General features: G+C 60.4%; 15 protein-coding genes. 9 read left to right on the forward strand and 6 right to left on the reverse strand.

Going from position 1 to position 17,158, the window contains the following annotated elements; all coding sequences use genetic code 11:
• Positions 1-95: 95 nt before the first annotated feature.
• From AC5FXY_RS20115 to AC5FXY_RS20155, 9 genes are all read left to right on the forward strand, one after another.
• Complete coding sequence (locus AC5FXY_RS20115) at positions 96-1,190, forward strand: glycoside hydrolase family protein (protein ID WP_493558516.1); 1,095 nt, start codon at positions 96-98, stop codon at positions 1,188-1,190.
• 239 nt (positions 1,191-1,429) lie between these two features.
• Entirely contained in the window at positions 1,430-2,932 is a 1,503-nt protein-coding gene (locus AC5FXY_RS20120) for a sialate O-acetylesterase (RefSeq protein ID WP_493558517.1), read from the forward strand.
• Between the two features lie 156 nt (positions 2,933-3,088).
• Positions 3,089-3,403, forward strand: coding sequence for an L-rhamnose mutarotase (gene rhaM, locus AC5FXY_RS20125; protein WP_493558518.1), 315 nt, complete (start codon positions 3,089-3,091; stop codon positions 3,401-3,403).
• A 216-nt stretch (positions 3,404-3,619) separates the two neighbouring features.
• A complete protein-coding gene (locus AC5FXY_RS20130; protein WP_493558519.1) occupies positions 3,620-5,041 on the forward strand; it encodes a glycoside hydrolase family 28 protein in 1,422 nt (473 codons plus the stop codon).
• A gap of 97 nt (positions 5,042-5,138) precedes the next feature.
• A complete protein-coding gene (gene fucP, locus AC5FXY_RS20135; protein ID WP_493558520.1) occupies positions 5,139-6,407 on the forward strand; it encodes an L-fucose:H+ symporter permease in 1,269 nt (422 codons plus the stop codon).
• 113 nt (positions 6,408-6,520) lie between these two features.
• Complete coding sequence (locus AC5FXY_RS20140; protein ID WP_493558521.1) at positions 6,521-7,285, forward strand: SDR family NAD(P)-dependent oxidoreductase; 765 nt, start codon at positions 6,521-6,523, stop codon at positions 7,283-7,285.
• A gap of 130 nt (positions 7,286-7,415) precedes the next feature.
• On the forward strand, positions 7,416-8,273 hold the full coding sequence (locus AC5FXY_RS20145) for a fumarylacetoacetate hydrolase family protein (protein ID WP_493558522.1): 858 nt from the start codon (positions 7,416-7,418) through the stop codon (positions 8,271-8,273).
• Complete coding sequence (locus tag AC5FXY_RS20150; RefSeq protein ID WP_493558523.1) at positions 8,260-9,090, forward strand: amidohydrolase family protein; 831 nt, start codon at positions 8,260-8,262, stop codon at positions 9,088-9,090. Before AC5FXY_RS20145 ends, AC5FXY_RS20150 begins: the two co-directional genes overlap by 14 nt.
• Before the next feature lie 11 nt (positions 9,091-9,101).
• Positions 9,102-9,890 carry an L-fucose dehydrogenase gene (locus AC5FXY_RS20155; RefSeq protein ID WP_493558524.1) on the forward strand — a complete coding sequence of 263 codons (789 nt, stop codon included), beginning with the start codon at positions 9,102-9,104 and terminating at the stop codon, positions 9,888-9,890.
• A gap of 32 nt (positions 9,891-9,922) precedes the next feature.
• On the opposite strand, the gene AC5FXY_RS20160 is transcribed toward AC5FXY_RS20155, so the two are convergent.
• From AC5FXY_RS20160 to AC5FXY_RS20185, 6 genes are all read right to left on the reverse strand, one after another.
• Positions 9,923-10,486 (reverse strand): LutC/YkgG family protein, encoded by a 564-nt coding sequence (locus AC5FXY_RS20160; protein WP_493558525.1) that lies wholly within the window; start codon positions 10,484-10,486, stop codon positions 9,923-9,925.
• Positions 10,483-11,859 (reverse strand): lactate utilization protein B, encoded by a 1,377-nt coding sequence (locus tag AC5FXY_RS20165; RefSeq protein ID WP_493558526.1) that lies wholly within the window; start codon positions 11,857-11,859, stop codon positions 10,483-10,485. The genes AC5FXY_RS20160 and AC5FXY_RS20165 overlap by 4 nt, the downstream gene beginning before the upstream one ends.
• A 93-nt stretch (positions 11,860-11,952) precedes the next feature.
• Positions 11,953-12,750, reverse strand: a complete 798-nt coding sequence (locus tag AC5FXY_RS20170) for a (Fe-S)-binding protein (protein WP_493558527.1) — start codon at positions 12,748-12,750, stop codon at positions 11,953-11,955.
• A 292-nt stretch (positions 12,751-13,042) separates the two neighbouring features.
• Complete coding sequence (locus AC5FXY_RS20175; protein WP_493558528.1) at positions 13,043-14,371, reverse strand: FGGY-family carbohydrate kinase; 1,329 nt, start codon at positions 14,369-14,371, stop codon at positions 13,043-13,045.
• Complete coding sequence (locus AC5FXY_RS20180; protein ID WP_493558529.1) at positions 14,368-15,648, reverse strand: sugar isomerase; 1,281 nt, start codon at positions 15,646-15,648, stop codon at positions 14,368-14,370. Before AC5FXY_RS20180 ends, AC5FXY_RS20175 begins: the two co-directional genes overlap by 4 nt.
• A 485-nt stretch (positions 15,649-16,133) precedes the next feature.
• Positions 16,134-17,147 carry a GntR family transcriptional regulator gene (locus AC5FXY_RS20185; RefSeq protein WP_493558530.1) on the reverse strand — a complete coding sequence of 338 codons (1,014 nt, stop codon included), beginning with the start codon at positions 17,145-17,147 and terminating at the stop codon, positions 16,134-16,136.
• Positions 17,148-17,158: the final 11 nt, after the last annotated feature.

Here is a 17,158-nt window from a genome sequence, read left to right on the forward strand (position 1 = left end):
GTTCTGGAGTAAACAAGGACCATCAACCACCCCCAACCCCTCCTCATCTGAGGAGGGGAGCTAGTCCTAACACTAGTTCTAAACCAACAAACCAAATGCTCACCCGTCGTACCTTTCTTACTGGTCTGGCTTTGGCGCCCTTTGCGCGGGCCTTGGCGGGCTTTGCTGATGGCGGCCAGTCCTTATTACTACCGAAGCGGAGCTTTGCTAAGTTCAGCAAGCGGCTGAAGCCCGTTGGGCGGGCATTGGAAATGGAGGACTACTACGTATGGTGCAACAGTCCCATTTACGGGCCCGATGGCAAGGTGCACTTGTTCTTTTCCCGCTGGCCTAAAAGCAAAGGCATGGGCGGCTGGCTCAACAGCTGCGAAATAGCCCGCGCCGTGGCCGACTCGCCCGAAGGCCCGTTTCGGTACGTGGAAACCGTGCTGGCCCCGCGTGGGCCTGGATATTGGGACGCTACCACTTGCCACAACCCGCACATTCAGTTCGTCGACGGTAAGTACTGCCTGTTTTTCATGGGCTGCTCCAACGGCAAGACCGACACCAAACGCATTGGCCTGGCTACTGCTGACCGCCCCGAAGGCCCCTGGGCCCGCCCCGATGAGCCCTTGCTGCTGCCCGGCGAAACCGGCGCCTGGGACGACCATTGCACCACCAACCCGGCCTTCGTCAAGCACCCCAACGGGCAGTACTGGCTCTACTACAAATCCTGGAACACGCAGGAATACCTGACATCCACGCACCCCAGCATCCGCGGCAACCGCAAGTACGGGCTGGCCATTGCCGAGCGGCTGGAAGGCCCGTACGTGAAGTACGCCCGCAACCCCGTTATCGACTTTTCCCGCCTGGGCGACAATACCTCGAACAAGCAGTTCGAAGACGCTTTTGTATGGCGGGAGCACGGCGAGTTCAACCTGTTGGCCCGCGATATGGGCGTATACAACCACGAAGTCGGTCTCTACCTCGATTCCAAAAACGGCACCGATTGGGCTTACCCTAAAGTGGCCTACCTGCCCATCCGCGAGTACGGCATCGAGGAGCCGTCGGCGCCCAAGCACCTGAAACGCTACGGCCGCTTGGAGCGCCCGCAGCTGCTCCTGCGCGACGGGAAGCCCGAGTACCTGTTCTGCGCTTCCCAAGGCGGTAAGCACATGACGGCCTCGGCGTTCATTTTCAAGATTGTGTAAGCAGGACTAAGGCTAGAGCTAGTTCCCCTCCTCAGATGAATTCCGCGCCTCGAGCGGCGTGGGCTAGGGGTGGTTGAATGACGCTTGAACGACGAATTCAGCACGTCATGCTAGGAGGCGTTCAACTATTGGTCAACCACCCCCAACCCCTCCTCATCAGAGGAGGGGAGCTAACTCTAGCTGCAACATTCTAAATGCTTATGACGCAGCGTCAATTTCTGCCAACGACTTTTGCTTGTATGCTGAGCCTAGTGGCTCAGGCCAACATCAAGCTACCCGCGCTCATCGCCGACAATATGGTGCTGCAGCAGAAGACCAGCGTGGCGCTGTGGGGCTGGGCTGATCCGGGCGAAAGTGTTACCATCACGCCCAGTTGGAGCAACAAGTCCATGAGGGTGGTAGCTGATGGGCAAGGCAAGTGGCTTGGCCGCGTGCCTACCGGCAAAGCCGGTGGGCCGTACACGCTCAGCTTCGTAGGCAAAAACCGGCTGACGGTACAGAACGTGCTGCTGGGCGAGGTATGGTTGTGCGGCGGCCAATCCAACATGGTGTTTCCCGTAAGCAAACGGCCAAATAGCGGCTCTTACTCCGGTGTCGTAAACGAAGCGGAGGTAATACCTAAAGCCAACTACCCGGCCATCCGGATGTTCACGGTGAAGAACAAAGTGGCCGAAACGCCCCAGCCGGACACCGAAGGCAGCTGGGTGGTGTGCAGCCCGCAAACGGTAGGGGAGTTCTCGGCCGTGGCGTACTTTTTTGCCCAGGAAATCCACGAGCGCACCAAGCTGCCCATCGGGCTGATTAATTCCACCTGGGGCGGTACGCCGGCCGAGTCGTGGACGCGGCGCGAGGTGCTGGAGCAGGATCCGGACTTCCTGCCCTTCTTGGAGCGTTACCAGCGCGGGCTCGAAACCTACCCGCAGCAGTACGCCGCCTTCCAGGCCAAGCTGGAAGAGTACAAGCAGGAGCGGGCCACCAATCCCAGCCTGCGGCGGGCGCCGCCGCGGGAGCCGATTGGGGCGAACAGCAACAAGTCGCCATACAAGAACTACAATGCCATGATTCACCCGCTGGTGCCGTATACCTTGCGCGGCGTCATCTGGTACCAAGGCGAAAACAACGCCGACCGCGCCCACCAGTACCGGCGCCTGTTTCCGGCCCTGATTGCGAGCTGGCGGCAGGAGTGGGAGCAGCCCAAGCTGCCATTCTACTTCGTGCAGATTGCGCCGCACCGCAGCCAAAATCCCGAAATCCGCGAAGCGCAGCTGCTGACCATGTTGTCAGTGCCCAATACCGGCATGTCCGTAACCACCGACGCCGGCGATTCGCTCGACATTCACCCGCGCAACAAGCAGGTGGTGGGCCACCGCCTCGCGCAGTGGGCACTGGCCAAAGAGTACGGTGAAAAGAAGCGGCCTTATTCCGGCCCGATCTACCAATCGATGAAAGTGGAAGGCAAGCAGGTGCGCCTGCGCTTCATGCATACCCATGGCGGCCTCGTGGCCCAGGGCGGCGCGCTGCGCGAGTTTACGGTAGCCGGCCCTGACAGCGTATTCCGGCCAGCGCAGGCCCGCATCGAAGGCAAGGAAGTAGTAGTGTGGAGTGACGCTGTGCCCCAGCCGGTAGCCGTGCGCTTTGCCTGGCAGTACGTGCCTTTCCCGAATTTCTACAACGGTGCCGGCCTGCCCGCCTCGCCCTTCCGCACCGACCAGTGGCGCACACCCACGCAAGGCAAGCTATAGCAGCATATAGCACCCTGTAGCGCGGACTTTGCAAGTCCGCGTCCACAGATAGTAACCTAAAATACCTGCACCTCACAAGCCCGGATTCTAAAACTGGACTAGTGAGGTGCAGCCACATCGTTCACGCAAACGCGGGCTAAAGCCCGCGCTACATTCATGGAGGAAGTAGCCTTTACCATGCAGCTCAAGCCCGGCAACGAAGCTGAGTACCGCCGCCGGCACGACGAAATCTGGCCCGAGCTGACCAATGCCCTGCATGCAGCCGGCATTCGGGACTATTCCATTTTTCTGGATTCGAGCAGCGGCAAGCTATTCGCCGTGCAAAAGCGCGCCGCGGGCCACACCACGGAGGCGCTGCCCGGCCTGCCTGTGATGCAGCGTTGGTGGGCTTACATGGCCGATTTGATGGAAACCAACCCCGACAACTCGCCCGTGGTGACCCCACTCGCGCGGGTGTTTCACCAGCCCTGACGGCGGATAAAAATTGCGCACAGCAGGAGGGTGCGGGAGGGTGCAGCCTGGGGTAAAGCCCAAATTGGCACCGTGGGAATCGTTCTGGCTGGTGCTCGGCATGGGCAGCAGCGTTGGGAGGAATCGTCAACCACCCGACCGCTGCCCAGCAGCCAAGTGCCAGCCAGAGCTGCCCCCGCGACCAGGCTTTGATCTTCGCCCCTAACCCTTCTGGCCATGCATTCCCTACTGACCTTCCTGCTGCCGCTGCTCACCTGGCTGGGCGCCCTCTCGGCCCCCGAAGCCCCGGCCGCCTTTGATGAGAACTGGACCAAGAACGTAGGTGCCAAAACGGCGCCCACCGCCAAAGCCGTGTTTCTCGTGGCTAAGTACGGCGCCGTGGCCGATGGCAAATCCCTCAGTACCCAAGCCATTCAGAAAGCAATTGACGCGGCCGCCAAAAAGGGCGGGGTGGTCACCTTTGCGCCGGGCGAGTACCTCACCGGCTCCATCTTCCTTAAGAAGGGGGTGACGCTGAACATCCCCAAGGGCGTAACCTTGCTCGGCAGCCAGGACCTGAAAGACTACCCCGACATGCCCACGCGCATTGCGGGCGTAGAAATGACTTGGCCCGCCGCCCTCATCAACGTGCTCGATCAGGACAACGTGGCCATTACTGGTGAAGGCACCGTGGACGGGCAAGGCAAACCGTTCTGGGACAAGTACTGGGCCATGCGCAAGGAGTACGACCCCAAGGGCCTGCGCTGGATTGTGGACTATGATGCTAAGCGTCCGCGCACGCTGCTCGTGGCCAATTCCTCGAATGTGTCGCTGAAAGGCATCACGTTGCAGCGTGCGGGTTTCTGGACGGTGCACATCCTGTACTCCAAGCACGTAACCGCCGACGGCCTGATCATCCGCAACAACATCGGCGGCCACGGCCCCAGCACCGACGGCATCGACATCGACTCGTCTAGCTACGTGCTGGTGCAGAACTGCGACATCGACTGTAACGACGATAACTTCTGCCTCAAGGCTGGCCGCGACTGGGACGGCCTGCGCGTGAACCGACCCACGGAGTACGTGCTCATCCAGAACTGCGTAGCCGGCGCCGGCGACGGGCTCTTCACCTGCGGATCCGAAACGTCCGGCGGCATTCGCCACGTCATTGCCCGCGGACTCAAAGCCAAGGGCACCAAGTACGGCATCCGCCTGAAGTCGGCCACCAACCGCGGCGGCGTAGTGGAGGACATACTGGTAGAAGACATCGAGATGGACGCCGTGCGCGTGCCCATCATCATGACTATGAACTGGAACCCGGCCTACAGCTACTCCACGCTGCCCGCCGGCTACACCGAAGCTTCGCTGCCCGAGCACTGGAAAAAGATGCTGGCCAAGGTGGAGCCCGAGCGCGGCACTCCGCACTTCCGCAACGTGACCATCCGCAACCTGCGCGCTACCGGCGCCAAGGAAGCCATTTCGGCCGAAGGCCTGCCCACGTCGCTGCTCGAAAACTTCACCCTGGAAAACATCACCATGACGGGCGCCACCGCCGGAAAAATTGACCGCGCCAAGGGCTGGAGCATCAAGGGCCTCGACATCAAAGCCGAAGACCAGGAGCCGGTGGCTGTGCTGAACAGCGCCGACATGAAGTACTAGGCGGCGCAAATACATTGACAGACAAGACCGTCCTGCTGAGCGCCGCGAAGCATGACGGTCTTTTTTGCCCTACTCCCCGTTTCATGCCCACCGCCCCATGAAAACCAACCGTCACTTATTCGCCGTGGGGCTCATCACCTCGCTGTTTTTCCTCTGGGGCTTCGCCGTCAACCTGAATCCGGTGCTGATTCCGCACCTGAAAAAGGCTTGCCAGCTTACGGATACGCAGTCTGCTTTCATCGATTCGGCCTTTTTCGTGGCTTACTTCGTGATGGCGCTGCCGGCCGGGCGGTTTATGCAGCGGTTCGGCTACAAAGGCGGCATTCTAGTGGGTTTGGGGCTGTTTGCTACCGGCGCCTTCCTGTTTTACCCCGCCGCCGAAGCCCGTACTTACGGCTTCTTTCTGGCGGCGCTGTTCATCATTGCCAGCGGCCTCACTTTTCTGGAAACCGCCGCCAACCCCTACATCAGCGTCCTCGGCGACCCAGCCGGGGCCACCCAGCGGCTGAACTTCGCGCAGTCGTTCAATGGCCTGGCTGCTACGCTGGCACCGCTTATCGGCGGGCAGTTGATATTGTCCGGGCACACGCTTTCCGCCGCCGAAGAAGCGACCATGTCGCCGGCGCAGCTCGGGGCTTACCTCAGCCGCGAAGCCCAGGCCGTGCAGCTGCCTTACCTCGTGATTGGGGCGGTGGTGCTGCTGGTGGCCGTGTTCATTTACTTTACCCGCCTGCCCGAAATCGTGGAGGACGAAGCCAGCGCTGACGGCAACGGTGGCACCTCGCTTTGGCAAGAGAAAAATTTGCTACTGGGCGTGCTGACGCAATTCTTTTACGTGGGGGCGCAGGTGTGCATCAGCAGCTTCTTTATCCGCTTCGCCGGCTCGGTGGCGGGTATCGGCGAAAAAACGGCCACGCTGTACCTCTCGGGGGCGCTGCTGGGCTTTATGGCCGGGCGGTTTATCGGTACGGCCCTCATGCGGGTGGTAGCGCCGGCGCGGCTGCTGCTCGTGTATAGCCTGATGAACGTACTGCTCATCGGCCTGGCCGTGACGCTGCGCGGGCAACTGCCGGTGTATGCGCTCATAGGGGTGGAGTTTTTCATGTCCATCATGTTCCCCACCATCTTTTCTCTGGGCATCCGCGGCCTCGGGGCCAAAACCAAACTTGGCTCTTCGCTGCTGATCATGGCCATTGTGGGCGGGGCGGTGTTTCCGGTGCTGATGGGCTGGGTATCGGACCTGAGCACCATCCAAACGGCTTACCTTGTGCCCGGTGCCTGCTTTGTGGTGGTGCTGGTATTTGCGCTGAGCAACCTGAAAGCCGTTAAGCAGCCTGCACCTTTGGCCGTGGCCGGTGGCCATTGATATTCGGTGTTGCCTTGCGCGCCGCCTGACAGCAAGTGTCTTTACCGGATAGCCCGTAGCGCTTCGCAAGGCCACGCTTCAGTCACATTTGATTTGACTTTCAACTCCACCCAATGTTTGATCTGAGTGGCAAGACGGCCGTCATTACCGGCGGGGGCAGCGGCATCGGCCGCGCCATTAGTCAGCTGTTTGCCCGGCAAGGCGCTGCGGTGCACATCATCGAGCTGAATACGGAAGCCGGCCAGGCCGCCGCTGAGGGAATCCAAGCTGCGGGCGGCACCGCCCAAGTGCACGCCGCTGATGTAAGCCAGCAGGCGCAGGTAGCGGCTACCGTGGAGGCCATCGGCCGCGTCGATATTCTGATCAACAACGCCGGCATTGCGCACGTCGGCAACGTGGAAAACACCGCTGAGGCCGACCTCGACCGCGTGTACCAGGTGAACGTGAAGGGAGCCTACAACTGCCTGCACGCCGTAGTGCCGCGCATGAAGCGGCAGGGCGGCGGCGTGATTCTAAACGTAGCCTCTATCGCGGCCCACGTCGGCATCACCGACCGCTTTGCGTACTCCATGAGCAAGGGCGCCATCTTCGCCATGACGCTATCGGTGGCCCGCGACTACCTGGCCGATGGCATCCGCTGCAACAGCATTTCGCCGGCCCGGGTGCATACTCCCTTTGTCGATGGCTTCATTGCCAAGAACTACGCCGGCCGCGAAACCGAGATATTCGACAAACTCTCGAAAAGCCAGCCCATCGGCCGCATGGGCACGCCCGAGGAAGTGGCCGCCCTGGCCCTGTACCTCTGCTCCGATGAAGCCGGTTTCGTTACCGGCTGCGATTATCCCATCGATGGCGGCTTTATCCGGCTCAATAATTAGAACTTGAAACCCTTCAGAACGTCATGCTGAGCTTGTCGAAGCATCTCTGCTGCTTCGTTGAGAAAAGTACACGGTAAAGTTGCTTCGACAAGCTCAGCAGGACGGCCAAATAACCGCTTTCATCCACCCTATGAAACTCATTCGCTTCGGCTCGGCTGACCAAGAAAAGCCCGGCGTTCTGCTCGACGGTATTCGCTACGACGTATCGGCGCACGTGCAAGACTACAACGAGCAGTTCTTCGCTCAGAATGGCGTGCAGCAGCTCGCCGACCTGGTGCAGTACCAAGCCGATCAGCTGCCCATCGTGTCTGACGAGGTGCGCCTCGGCTCGCCCATCCCCCGGCCATCCAAAATCGTGTGCGTGGGCCTGAATTACGCCGACCACGCCCGCGAAACCGGCGCTACGCCGCCCCAGGAGCCGGTGCTCTTTATGAAGTCGACGACGGCTATTGTCGGTCCGCACGACGACATCATCATTCCCAAGAACTCCGTCAAGACTGACTGGGAAGTAGAGCTGGCCGTGGTTATCGGTCGAAAAGCTTCTTACGTCGACGAGGCCAATGCCGCCGACTACATTGCCGGTTACGTGCTGCACAACGACATATCGGAGCGCGAATTCCAGTTGGAACGCAGCGGCACCTGGGATAAGGGCAAGGGCTGTGACACCTTCGCGCCATTGGGCCCGTTTCTCGCTACTGCTGATGAAATAACCGATACCGACAATCTGCGTCTGTGGCTGTCGGTGAACGGGCAAACGATGCAGGACGGCACTACCGCTGAGTTCATTTTCCGCATTCCGTACCTGGTGAGCTACATCAGCCATTTCATGACCCTGCTGCCCGGCGACGTAATTTCTACCGGCACGCCAGCCGGCGTAGGGCTTGGCATGAAGCCGCCGGTGTACCTGCAGCCCGGTGACGTGGTGGAATTGGGCATTGATGGCCTGGGCACCTCCCGCCAACTGGTAAGGGCCTATGGCCAGAATTGACGCCCACCAACATTTCTGGCGCTACCAGCCCGAGCGCAACGCCTGGATAACCGACGACATGGCCGTTATCCAGCGTGACTTCTTGCCCGCCGACCTCGCCCCGCCGCTGCGGCAGCACGGCTTCGAGGGCTGCGTGGCCGTGCAGGCCGATCAGTCAGCTACCGAAACCGAGTTCCTGCTCGACCTCGCTGCCCGGCACGAGTTTATTTGGGGCGTGGTAGGTTGGGTGGATCTGCAGGCCGGTGACGTGGAGCAGCAATTGGCCTCGTATCAGCAGCAAGCCAAGCTGAAAGGTTTTCGCCACGTGTTGCAAGGCGAAACCGACCGCGCCCTGATGCTTACGCCGGCTTTTCGGCGCGGCATCGGAGCTTTGCAGCGCCACGGTTTCACGTACGATATCCTGATTTACCCCGATCAGCTAAGCTACGCAGCCGAGCTTGCGGCGGCTTTTCCGAATCAGCCTTTTGTACTCGACCACCTTGGCAAGCCCTACATCAAGCACGGCGAGTTAGCAGGGTGGGCCCGAGACATAAGGGCGCTGGCCGCACGGCCCAACGTCAGCTGCAAAGTGTCCGGCCTGGTCACCGAGGCCGACTGGCGGCAATGGCAGCCAGCGGACTTCCGGCCGTACTTGGACGTAGTGTTCGAAGCCTTCGGGCCGCGGCGCGTGATGTTTGGGTCTGATTGGCCGGTGTGCCTGCTGGCCGGAACCTACAGCGAGGTGGCTGCCGTAGCGCAGCGCTACCTCACTAGCTTTTCGGCCGAAGAGCAGCGCTTGTTTTGGGGCGACAACGCCGCTCGGTTTTACAGTTTGTAGAGGCTACGCATATGAATCTGGAGCTACAGAACAAAGTCATCATCGTCAGCGGCGGGGCTAAGGGCATTGGCGAAGGCATCGTGCGGGTGTTGGCCGCCGAGGGCGCTGTTCCGGTCATCATCGGCCGCAATGAGCAGGACAACGAGCAAGCTGTAGCCAGCATCGAAGCCAACGGTGGCCGGGCAGGGCAAGTGGTAGCCGAGCTATCCGAACCGGAGGCCTGCGAGCGGGCCATACAGGCGGTGGTAGCGCAATTCGGCCGCATCGATGGGCTGGTAAACAATGCCGGCCTGAACGATGGAGTAGGGCTGGAGCACGGCAACTATCAGCGCTTTATGCTGAGCCTGCACCGCAACGTGGTGCACTACTATTTGCTGGCTCACCACGCCCTGCCGGAGCTGATAAAGAGCCAGGGTGCCATTGTAAACATTACCTCCAAAACCGCTGAAACCGGGCAGGGCAATACCTCGGCCTATGCCGCCGCCAACGGCGCCCGCAATGCCCTCACCCGCGAGTGGGCTGTGGAACTGCTCAAATACCAGATTCGCGTCAACGCCGTGGTGGTGGCCGAGTGCTGGACGCCGCAGTACGAAGCTTGGATTCAAACGCTGGCGCACCCCGAGGAGAAGCTGCGCGAAATCACCGGGCGCATTCCGCTGGGTCACCGCATGACCACAGCCGAAGAAATTGGCAACACCACGGCTTTTCTGCTCTCGTCCCGCAGCAGCCACACCACCGGCCAGATCATCCACGTCGATGGCGGCTACGTGCACCTCGACCGAGCATTGGCTAACGCGTGATGCTCAGGTAAAGCCAACGACGGCACGTGGATTTACACCAGCACCACCGTCAGACTACGCGCCCCATGGGCCCCAATTACCAATGACTGCTCAATGTCCGCCGTTTTGGAGGGGCCGGCAATGAACACGCCGTAGGCGCCTGTGCTGCCCATTTCGGCGTAAGCCTGGTGCATGGTAGCTACCAAGCGCTGCTGGTCGAGCACCAGCACTAGGTGCTGGGCAATCATCGGCAAGGCGCGGTGGAGCATGTTGGCTTCAGGTACCCATACCGCCCCGTTTTCAGCTACGCCAAACTCACCCGCCAGCACCGCCAAATCCACCGCTTCAAGCACCGGAATTGCGGTTTGCTGATCAACGTAAACAGTTGCCGGAATCAAGGCCGACGCCACGCGAACGGCGTTAGGGTACAGCTGCTGAACCACCTCGACCAAGGACTGATCTGGGGCCAAGTAAATCACCTGCCCACCAATAAAATGCAGCCACTCCGTGAAGCGCGCTACTGTCGCCTCGCCGCCGAAGTCAGGTAATGGAGGCAGGGGAGTGGCGACGGGGCGGCTAGCGCGTACGGCCGCCAGAATGGCTTCGCGGGAACTCATGCCTGACCGGTTTTTTGCTGTTGCTGATACCATTCGCGGAAGCTTTGTGCAGGCGGCTCGGGCAGCTCCCGGGCTTTGGCCCAGGGGTTCAAGGCGTGGGCGTGGCTAAGGCCATGCGGCAGCAGGCGCAGCCCTTCGCGAGCGATTTTGCCGCCCAATCGATACATGCCCGGCCGGGCCAGCACCCGGCTCAGCAGTTTCATGCCCCATTTCTTACTAGCCGGTAGTTCGTCGGCCTGCGCAATGAGCTGCCGCCACTTATAAAGCTGGTTGTGAATGTCGATTTTGACGGGGCACACGTCGGAGCAGGAGCCGCAGAGCGTGGAGGCAAAGGGCAGCGAGCTGTGCTTGTGCAGATCGATGTTGGGCGAGAGGATGGCGCCGATGGGGCCGGGCACCGTGAAGTCGTAGCTATGGCCGCCGCTGCGCCGGTACACCGGGCAGGTGTTCATGCAGGCGCCACAGCGGATGCACTTCAGCGAGTTGCGAAAATCGGGGCGGCCCAGCTGCCGGGAGCGGCCGTTGTCGACGATGACAATGTGCATCTGCCGGCCCGGGGCGGGTTGCTGAAAATGCGAAGTGTAGGTGGTGACCGGTTGCCCCGTGGCGCTGCGGGCCAGCAGGCGCGTGAACACGCCCAGATCGGCCGTGCGCGGAATCAGCTTTTCCATGCCCATGCACGCGATGTGCACCTGCGCCAGGTTCACGCCGAGGTCGGCGTTGCCTTCGTTGGTACACACCACCACGGCCCCGGTTTCGGCCACGGCAAAATTGACGCCCGTAATGGCTACCTGCCCGATGAGAAACTTCTCGCGCAGGTGCTGGCGAGCGGCTTCGGTGAGTTGCTGCGGGTCTTTTTCGCCCTTGGGCGTACCCAGGTGCTTGTGAAAAGTCTCGCCAACGTCTTCCTTTTTCAAATGAATGGCTGGCAGCACCAAGTGGCTTGGCGCTTCTTCGCGCAGCTGTACGATTCGTTCGCCCAGATCGGTGTCGACTATCTCAATGCTGTGCTGCTGCAGATAGGGGTTGAGGTGGCATTCCTCGGTAAGCATGGACTTGCTTTTGACAATGCTCGTGGCCCCGGCAGCGCGGAGAATGTCCAGCACGATGCGGTTGTGCTCCTGGGCATCGGCGGCCCAGTGTACTTGCACGCCGTTGGCCTGGGCCTGGCGCTCAAACTGCTCCAGGTATTCGTCGAGGCGGCTCAGGGTGTGCTCCTTGATGTCGGAAGCCAGTTGGCGCAGTTCCTGAAACTCGGGTATGGCATACACGGCCTTATCACGTTTCTGGCGCACAAACCATAAGGTTTCGTCGTGCCAGGTGGTGCGGTCCGCGTCGCGGGTAAAAGCTTCAGCGCGTTCGGGGTGACTCATGGTGAAAGTGCGCTGTGAACCTGTAGCGCGGACTCTGTAGTCCGCGTCCACAGATAGTGAGTTTTGTTTTTCTGAAAGGCTTTTGTCTATCAGCTACCGTTCAGCAACTACCGCCTTGGAAACGCGGGCTGAAGCCGGTGCTACAGTGGTGTCCTGCATGGCAGCATTGATAATTTCCACGGCGTGCATCACGCGCATCGGCAGCTGCCGCCGCCGCACAATGCCTTCCAGGTGCATCAGGCAAGACATATCACCGCCGGTGAGCACCTGAGTGCCATTCAGCAGGTGGTCCTGCACGCGGTCTTGGCCCATGCGCGCCGATACGGCTTCCTCCGCCACGCAGAACGTGCCGCCGAAGCCGCAGCATTCGTCATTGCGCGTCAGCTCCGTTAGGGTCAGCCCATCGATGGAGCGCAGCAGCCGGCTTAATTGCCCGTCGCGCACCGGTGTCATTTCCGATTCGTTGGCTTGGTGCAGCCCGCGCTGGCCGTGGCAACTCAGGTGCAGGCCCACTTGGTGCGGAAAGCGGCCCGTCAATTCCGTCACGCCCAATACCGAGGTGATGAAGTCGATCAAATCATAGGTCGCTGAGCGTACGTGCTGCACCGCCGCCGTCTGCTCCACAATGTCGTAGTGTTTGCGCACGTGGTACACGCAGCTGCCAGAGGGGGCCACCACGTAATCGTACCCCTGGAAGGTGTCGGCGAAGTGCCGGTACACTGGCATGGCGTCCCGCTCGCAGCCGGTATTGGCCATCGGCTGCCCGCAGCAGGTTTGCTGCATCGGAAAATCAGCCTGTACGCCCAGTTTCGCCAGCAACTGCAAGGACGCTATGCCTACCTGCGGGTAAAACTGATCGACGTAACAAGGAATGAACAACCCTACTTTCATGGCTAAGCTAAAAGCTAGTTCCCCTTAGATGAATTCTGCGCATCGAGCGGCGTGGGCTAGGGGTGGGTGAAAGTTTTTGACCGAGTCGAAATAGGCTGTCATGTCGAGCGCAGCCGAGACATCTCGCTGGATAGTGACTTCTCTTTACTGCGGATTACTCTTGGACATCAGCACGCAAGATGTCTCGACAAGCTCGACATGACGTTCAGAGTAAACAACGATTGGTCAACCACCCCCAACCCTTCCTCATCTGAGGAGGGGAGCTAGGCCTAGCTCTAGAACTGGTGCGTTGCTAGGTGAACAACAGCTGCGTTTTGGTCCAAGCTTCGCCTTGTTCCAGGTGCGTGAGGGCGCCTAGCGCTGTGGCCTGGGGTACCTCCAGCGTGCGGATATCAGCCATCGGGAAGTTCCAGCTCAACACCTGCATGAACAGCGGATTGCGCGCGAAGCCGCCGTCGACGTAAATGATCTGCTCGTCCTGCCGCACCAGGTTGATGGATTCGGTGAGAATGTCCATCAGGCCGTGAATGAGGTGGTGATATGCCTCTCCAGCGGTTTTGAAACCGTCTAGCTCCCATTCCTGCACCGGCTCGTCGGGGAAAGGACCGGTGCCGGCCATGCACCACGGCAGGAAGCGTGTCGAGGCTTCGTCGTAAGGCCGGGCCAGCACGATGGAGCGGTAGAAATCGGGCTTCACGTGGAAATGGTTGGCAATGCGCTGTACCTGATAATCATGCTCCCGGCCGAAGAACACCCGCGCTGCTTTGGTCATGCGGCCCTTGGGCGAGAGGTAGCTAAGGCAGTCGCGGCGCAGCAGCTCGGGCGTGAGCGGCTGGTCGTTGAAGGGGTTCAGCGTGATGGCCCAGGTGCCCGTGGATACCAGCAGGAAGGGCTCGGCGCACTCCAGCAGGTAGGGCAGCACAGCGGCTGAAGAATCGTGCAGGCCCACACCCACCAAGACGCCGTCGACCACGGTGGCCACGGAATCCTGGGTTAGCGGCGCCAGCTTGTCGTCGATGCCTTCGCGCAGCACCCAATCGTGGTAGGCACCCTTGGTGAAGTCCCACAAGCCGGTGTGGCAGCCCACGGAAGTATAGTCGCTAAAGGCCTCGCCGGTGATAAGGTAGGAGAGGTACTGCGGCAGGTGCAGCGAGGTGCGAATGCGCGAGTATTGCTGCGGCTTGGCGTGCTTCAGCCAATACAGCTGCAGGCCCGAATTCAGCATGCCCAGCTGCGGCGAGCAGGTAATGGCGGCAAAATCTTCCGGCGACTCCTTCAGCGAGGCGTAGAACTGCTCGGCCCAGTGCTCGGGCAAGGGCTTGAGGTAGTTGTACAGCGGCAGCACCGGCTGGCCGTTGGCCCCGAGGTGCACGAAGCTGGCCCCGTACGAGGTGAAGTTGATGCCCTTTACGGAGTAGTGCGGATTGGTGCGCAGCGCGTGCCAGTGGTCCTGCACCCACTGCGTGAGGCGGGCCAGGCTTTCGCAGGGAAAACCATCGTCGTCGACGGTTTCCACGCACATGTGCTGCTTTTCTTCGATGATCTGCCGGTCCTCGTCGAACAGGATGAGCTTCTTGTTCGTCTTGCCCACGTCGAAGACGGCGTAGATGGTCTTTTTCATAGTCCAGTCGACAGGCTGAGCTTGCCGCGTTGCTGAATGAGTTGCTCCCGAATGCGCTCGGTGCGGTAAGCCGATACCGGGTCCAGCGCGCCGCCGGCCTGGCGATAAGCCTCCTGCACGAGCGGGCGCACATCGGTCAGGAAGGCGTCGCGCAGCAGCTCTTCGGCCCGCACCACGTCGTTCTGCTGCTGTAGGTCGCCCAGGGCCGTGCGGTCGACCAGCAGAGCCTTGGCGTAGGAGCCGAGGATGTTGTCGACGGACTGCAGCAGGTCTTCCAGCGGGTCCTTGGTGTTGTGGCTGGCGTCGATCATGTACGCTACCGAAGGGTTTTGCACGGCGGCATCCTGTGCGCCGTCTGCCAGCTCGTTGAAGATCAGGAAAAGCTGGAAGGGCTTCATGCTGCCCGTGGTCAGGTCGTCGTCGCCGTACATGGAGCCGTTGAAGTGAAAGCCACCCAGACGCCCAAAATGCAGCAAGCGGCCCACAATCTGCTCGATATTGGTATTGGGCAAATGGTGCCCCAAATCCACGAGCACCTGTGCCTGCTGGCCGAGCTGCTGGCACAGCGAGTAGGAGGTGCCCCAGTCGGGGATGATCATGGAGTAGAAGTGCGGCTCGTAGGGCTTGTACTCGATGAGCATGGTCCAGTCGGAAGGCAGTGCCTCGTAGATGGCGGCCAGGGATTCTTGGGTGCGCTGGTAAGCGCGGCGAAAGTGCTGCTGCCCGGGGAAGTTGGAGCCGTCGGCCAGCCACACGGTGTGCGTTTTGGCCCCGAGTTGCTCGCCGTAGCGCACGCACTCGATGTTGTGCTGAATGGCCTGCTCGCGCACGGCCGGCTCGGTGTGGCACAAAGAGCCAAACTTGTAGGAGTAAGCCTGATCCTTCTGGTCCTGGAAAGTGTTGGAGTTGACCGAGTCAATGACCAGTCCCTGCTGCTGCAGCCGCTGCTGAATAGCCGCTACATCGGTAGGAATGTCCCAGGGAATGTGCAGCGAAATGGAGTTCGACGAGCCGTTAAGCTGGTTTAGCAGCCCGATGTCCTCGATTTTTTCTTCCAGGTTGCGCGGCTCGCCGCCCAGCGGGTAGCGCCCAAAGCGGGTGCCGCCCGTGCCCAAGGCCCACGACGGAATGGCGACCTGAAAGGCTACCAACTTCTGGATGATATCCTGCGCGTCGAGGCCGCGGCGGGCCAGCAGGTCGCGCACGTAGCCCAGGCGAAACTGGTGCTCCTCCAGCAACGGTTGGTTGAAATCGTGAAGGCGTTGGGAGTCCATCATAAGGAGGCGAGAATTGACAACGGCGCGGGCCGGCTGCAAAGGCAGCCGGGTGACCGTCGGGTGGGACATAGCTAACGGTAAGCAAAGTAGTCGGCGCCCCCGCCGGAACTGTTCTGAACTCTCCTGCTAATGGGCGGAATCGAAAAGAAAGCGGCGAGAACGACCAACTCCCCTCCTCAAATGAGGAGGGGACGCCGCAACGGAGTTGCGGCTGGGGTGGTTGAAGGGCGTCCGCGCCGTTTGGACGATTGCTCAAGAACGTCATGTTGAGCCCCGCCGAAGCATCTCTACCGCTTCGTTGAATCACTCGCCGGTGTCAGCACGCGAGATGTCTCGACTGCGCTCGACATGACGTGCTTGTTTCGTCGTTCATTTAGTAGTTGTTCTGACGGCACGGACGTCCTTCAACCACCCCAGTTGCCGTTAAAGCGGCAACATCCCCTCCTCAGTTGAGGAGGGGAGTATCGTTCTGTACCGAGCTTGTGCTACAGCGAGCCGCGGCGGATAGTGTAAAAGGGATTCTTCACCTTCTCGCGGCGGCCTTGCAGCAGTAGCGTGGCGGCCGTCTGGCCCATGGCCTCGAAGTCGGTGGAAATAACGGTGATGCCCAGCAGCTCTTTCAAGGTGCTGGTATTGAACGACAGAATGCCAATCTCCCGGCCGAGCAAATAAGGCGTCTGGCGCACTTTTTTGATCAGCTCGGCAAGGTCGGTGGTTTCGACCACCACGTAAGCGGTGCCGGCTTCCAGCACCTCGTTCATGGCGTTTTCTTTGATGGCAAACTCTTTCCCGTGCTTGCCGCAGAACGTGCGGAAGCCCCAGGCTATTTCCACCGGGTAATTGTTGCCCACGCTGGGCAGCACCAGCACCAGGCGGTGGTACTTGGCCAGCAGATCCGTCACGCCTTCCAGGGCCCCGAAAATATCCTTGTCGAAATCCTGAAATACGCTCAGGCACGGGTGCTTCAGGTCGGAGAGGTCCTTGTCGAGGAGCACCAGCTCGCCGGGCGGAATCGAATTCAGAATGGCCTTGTAATCGGCTTTTTCCACGTCCTGCGTGAAGTGCGGCATTACCACGTAGTAATTGTACTTGCCGAGGCACTTCTCCATGATATCCTGAAAGATGCTGGCGCTGTAGTGGTGAATCTGCAGGTCCACCTGAGCCCGGTCGCCGAGCGCATTCAGGAAGGCGTAGTAGATGATTTTCTTGTAGGAACTAAGCTTGTTGAAAACCAGCAGAATCTTGATTTTACTCGCATCGGTAGCCTGCACGTAGTAGCCTTTGCCTTGCACCGAGGTGATAAAGCCGCGGGCGCGCAGCTCGCGGTAGGCCTTCTCAACGGTGTCGCGGGCGAGGTAGTACTCGGCGCTAAGTTCACTGATGGAAGGCAGCTGGTCTTCGCGCTTTAGCACGCCTCGTTCGATGTCGGTGATAACCGACTGCACAATCTGCTTGTACTTGGGAGTCTTGTCAAAAGGCTTGAACTGCAGCTTATACATGCCGGGTGTGC

It is taken from the genome of Hymenobacter sp. FMD4, from assembly GCF_058932745.1.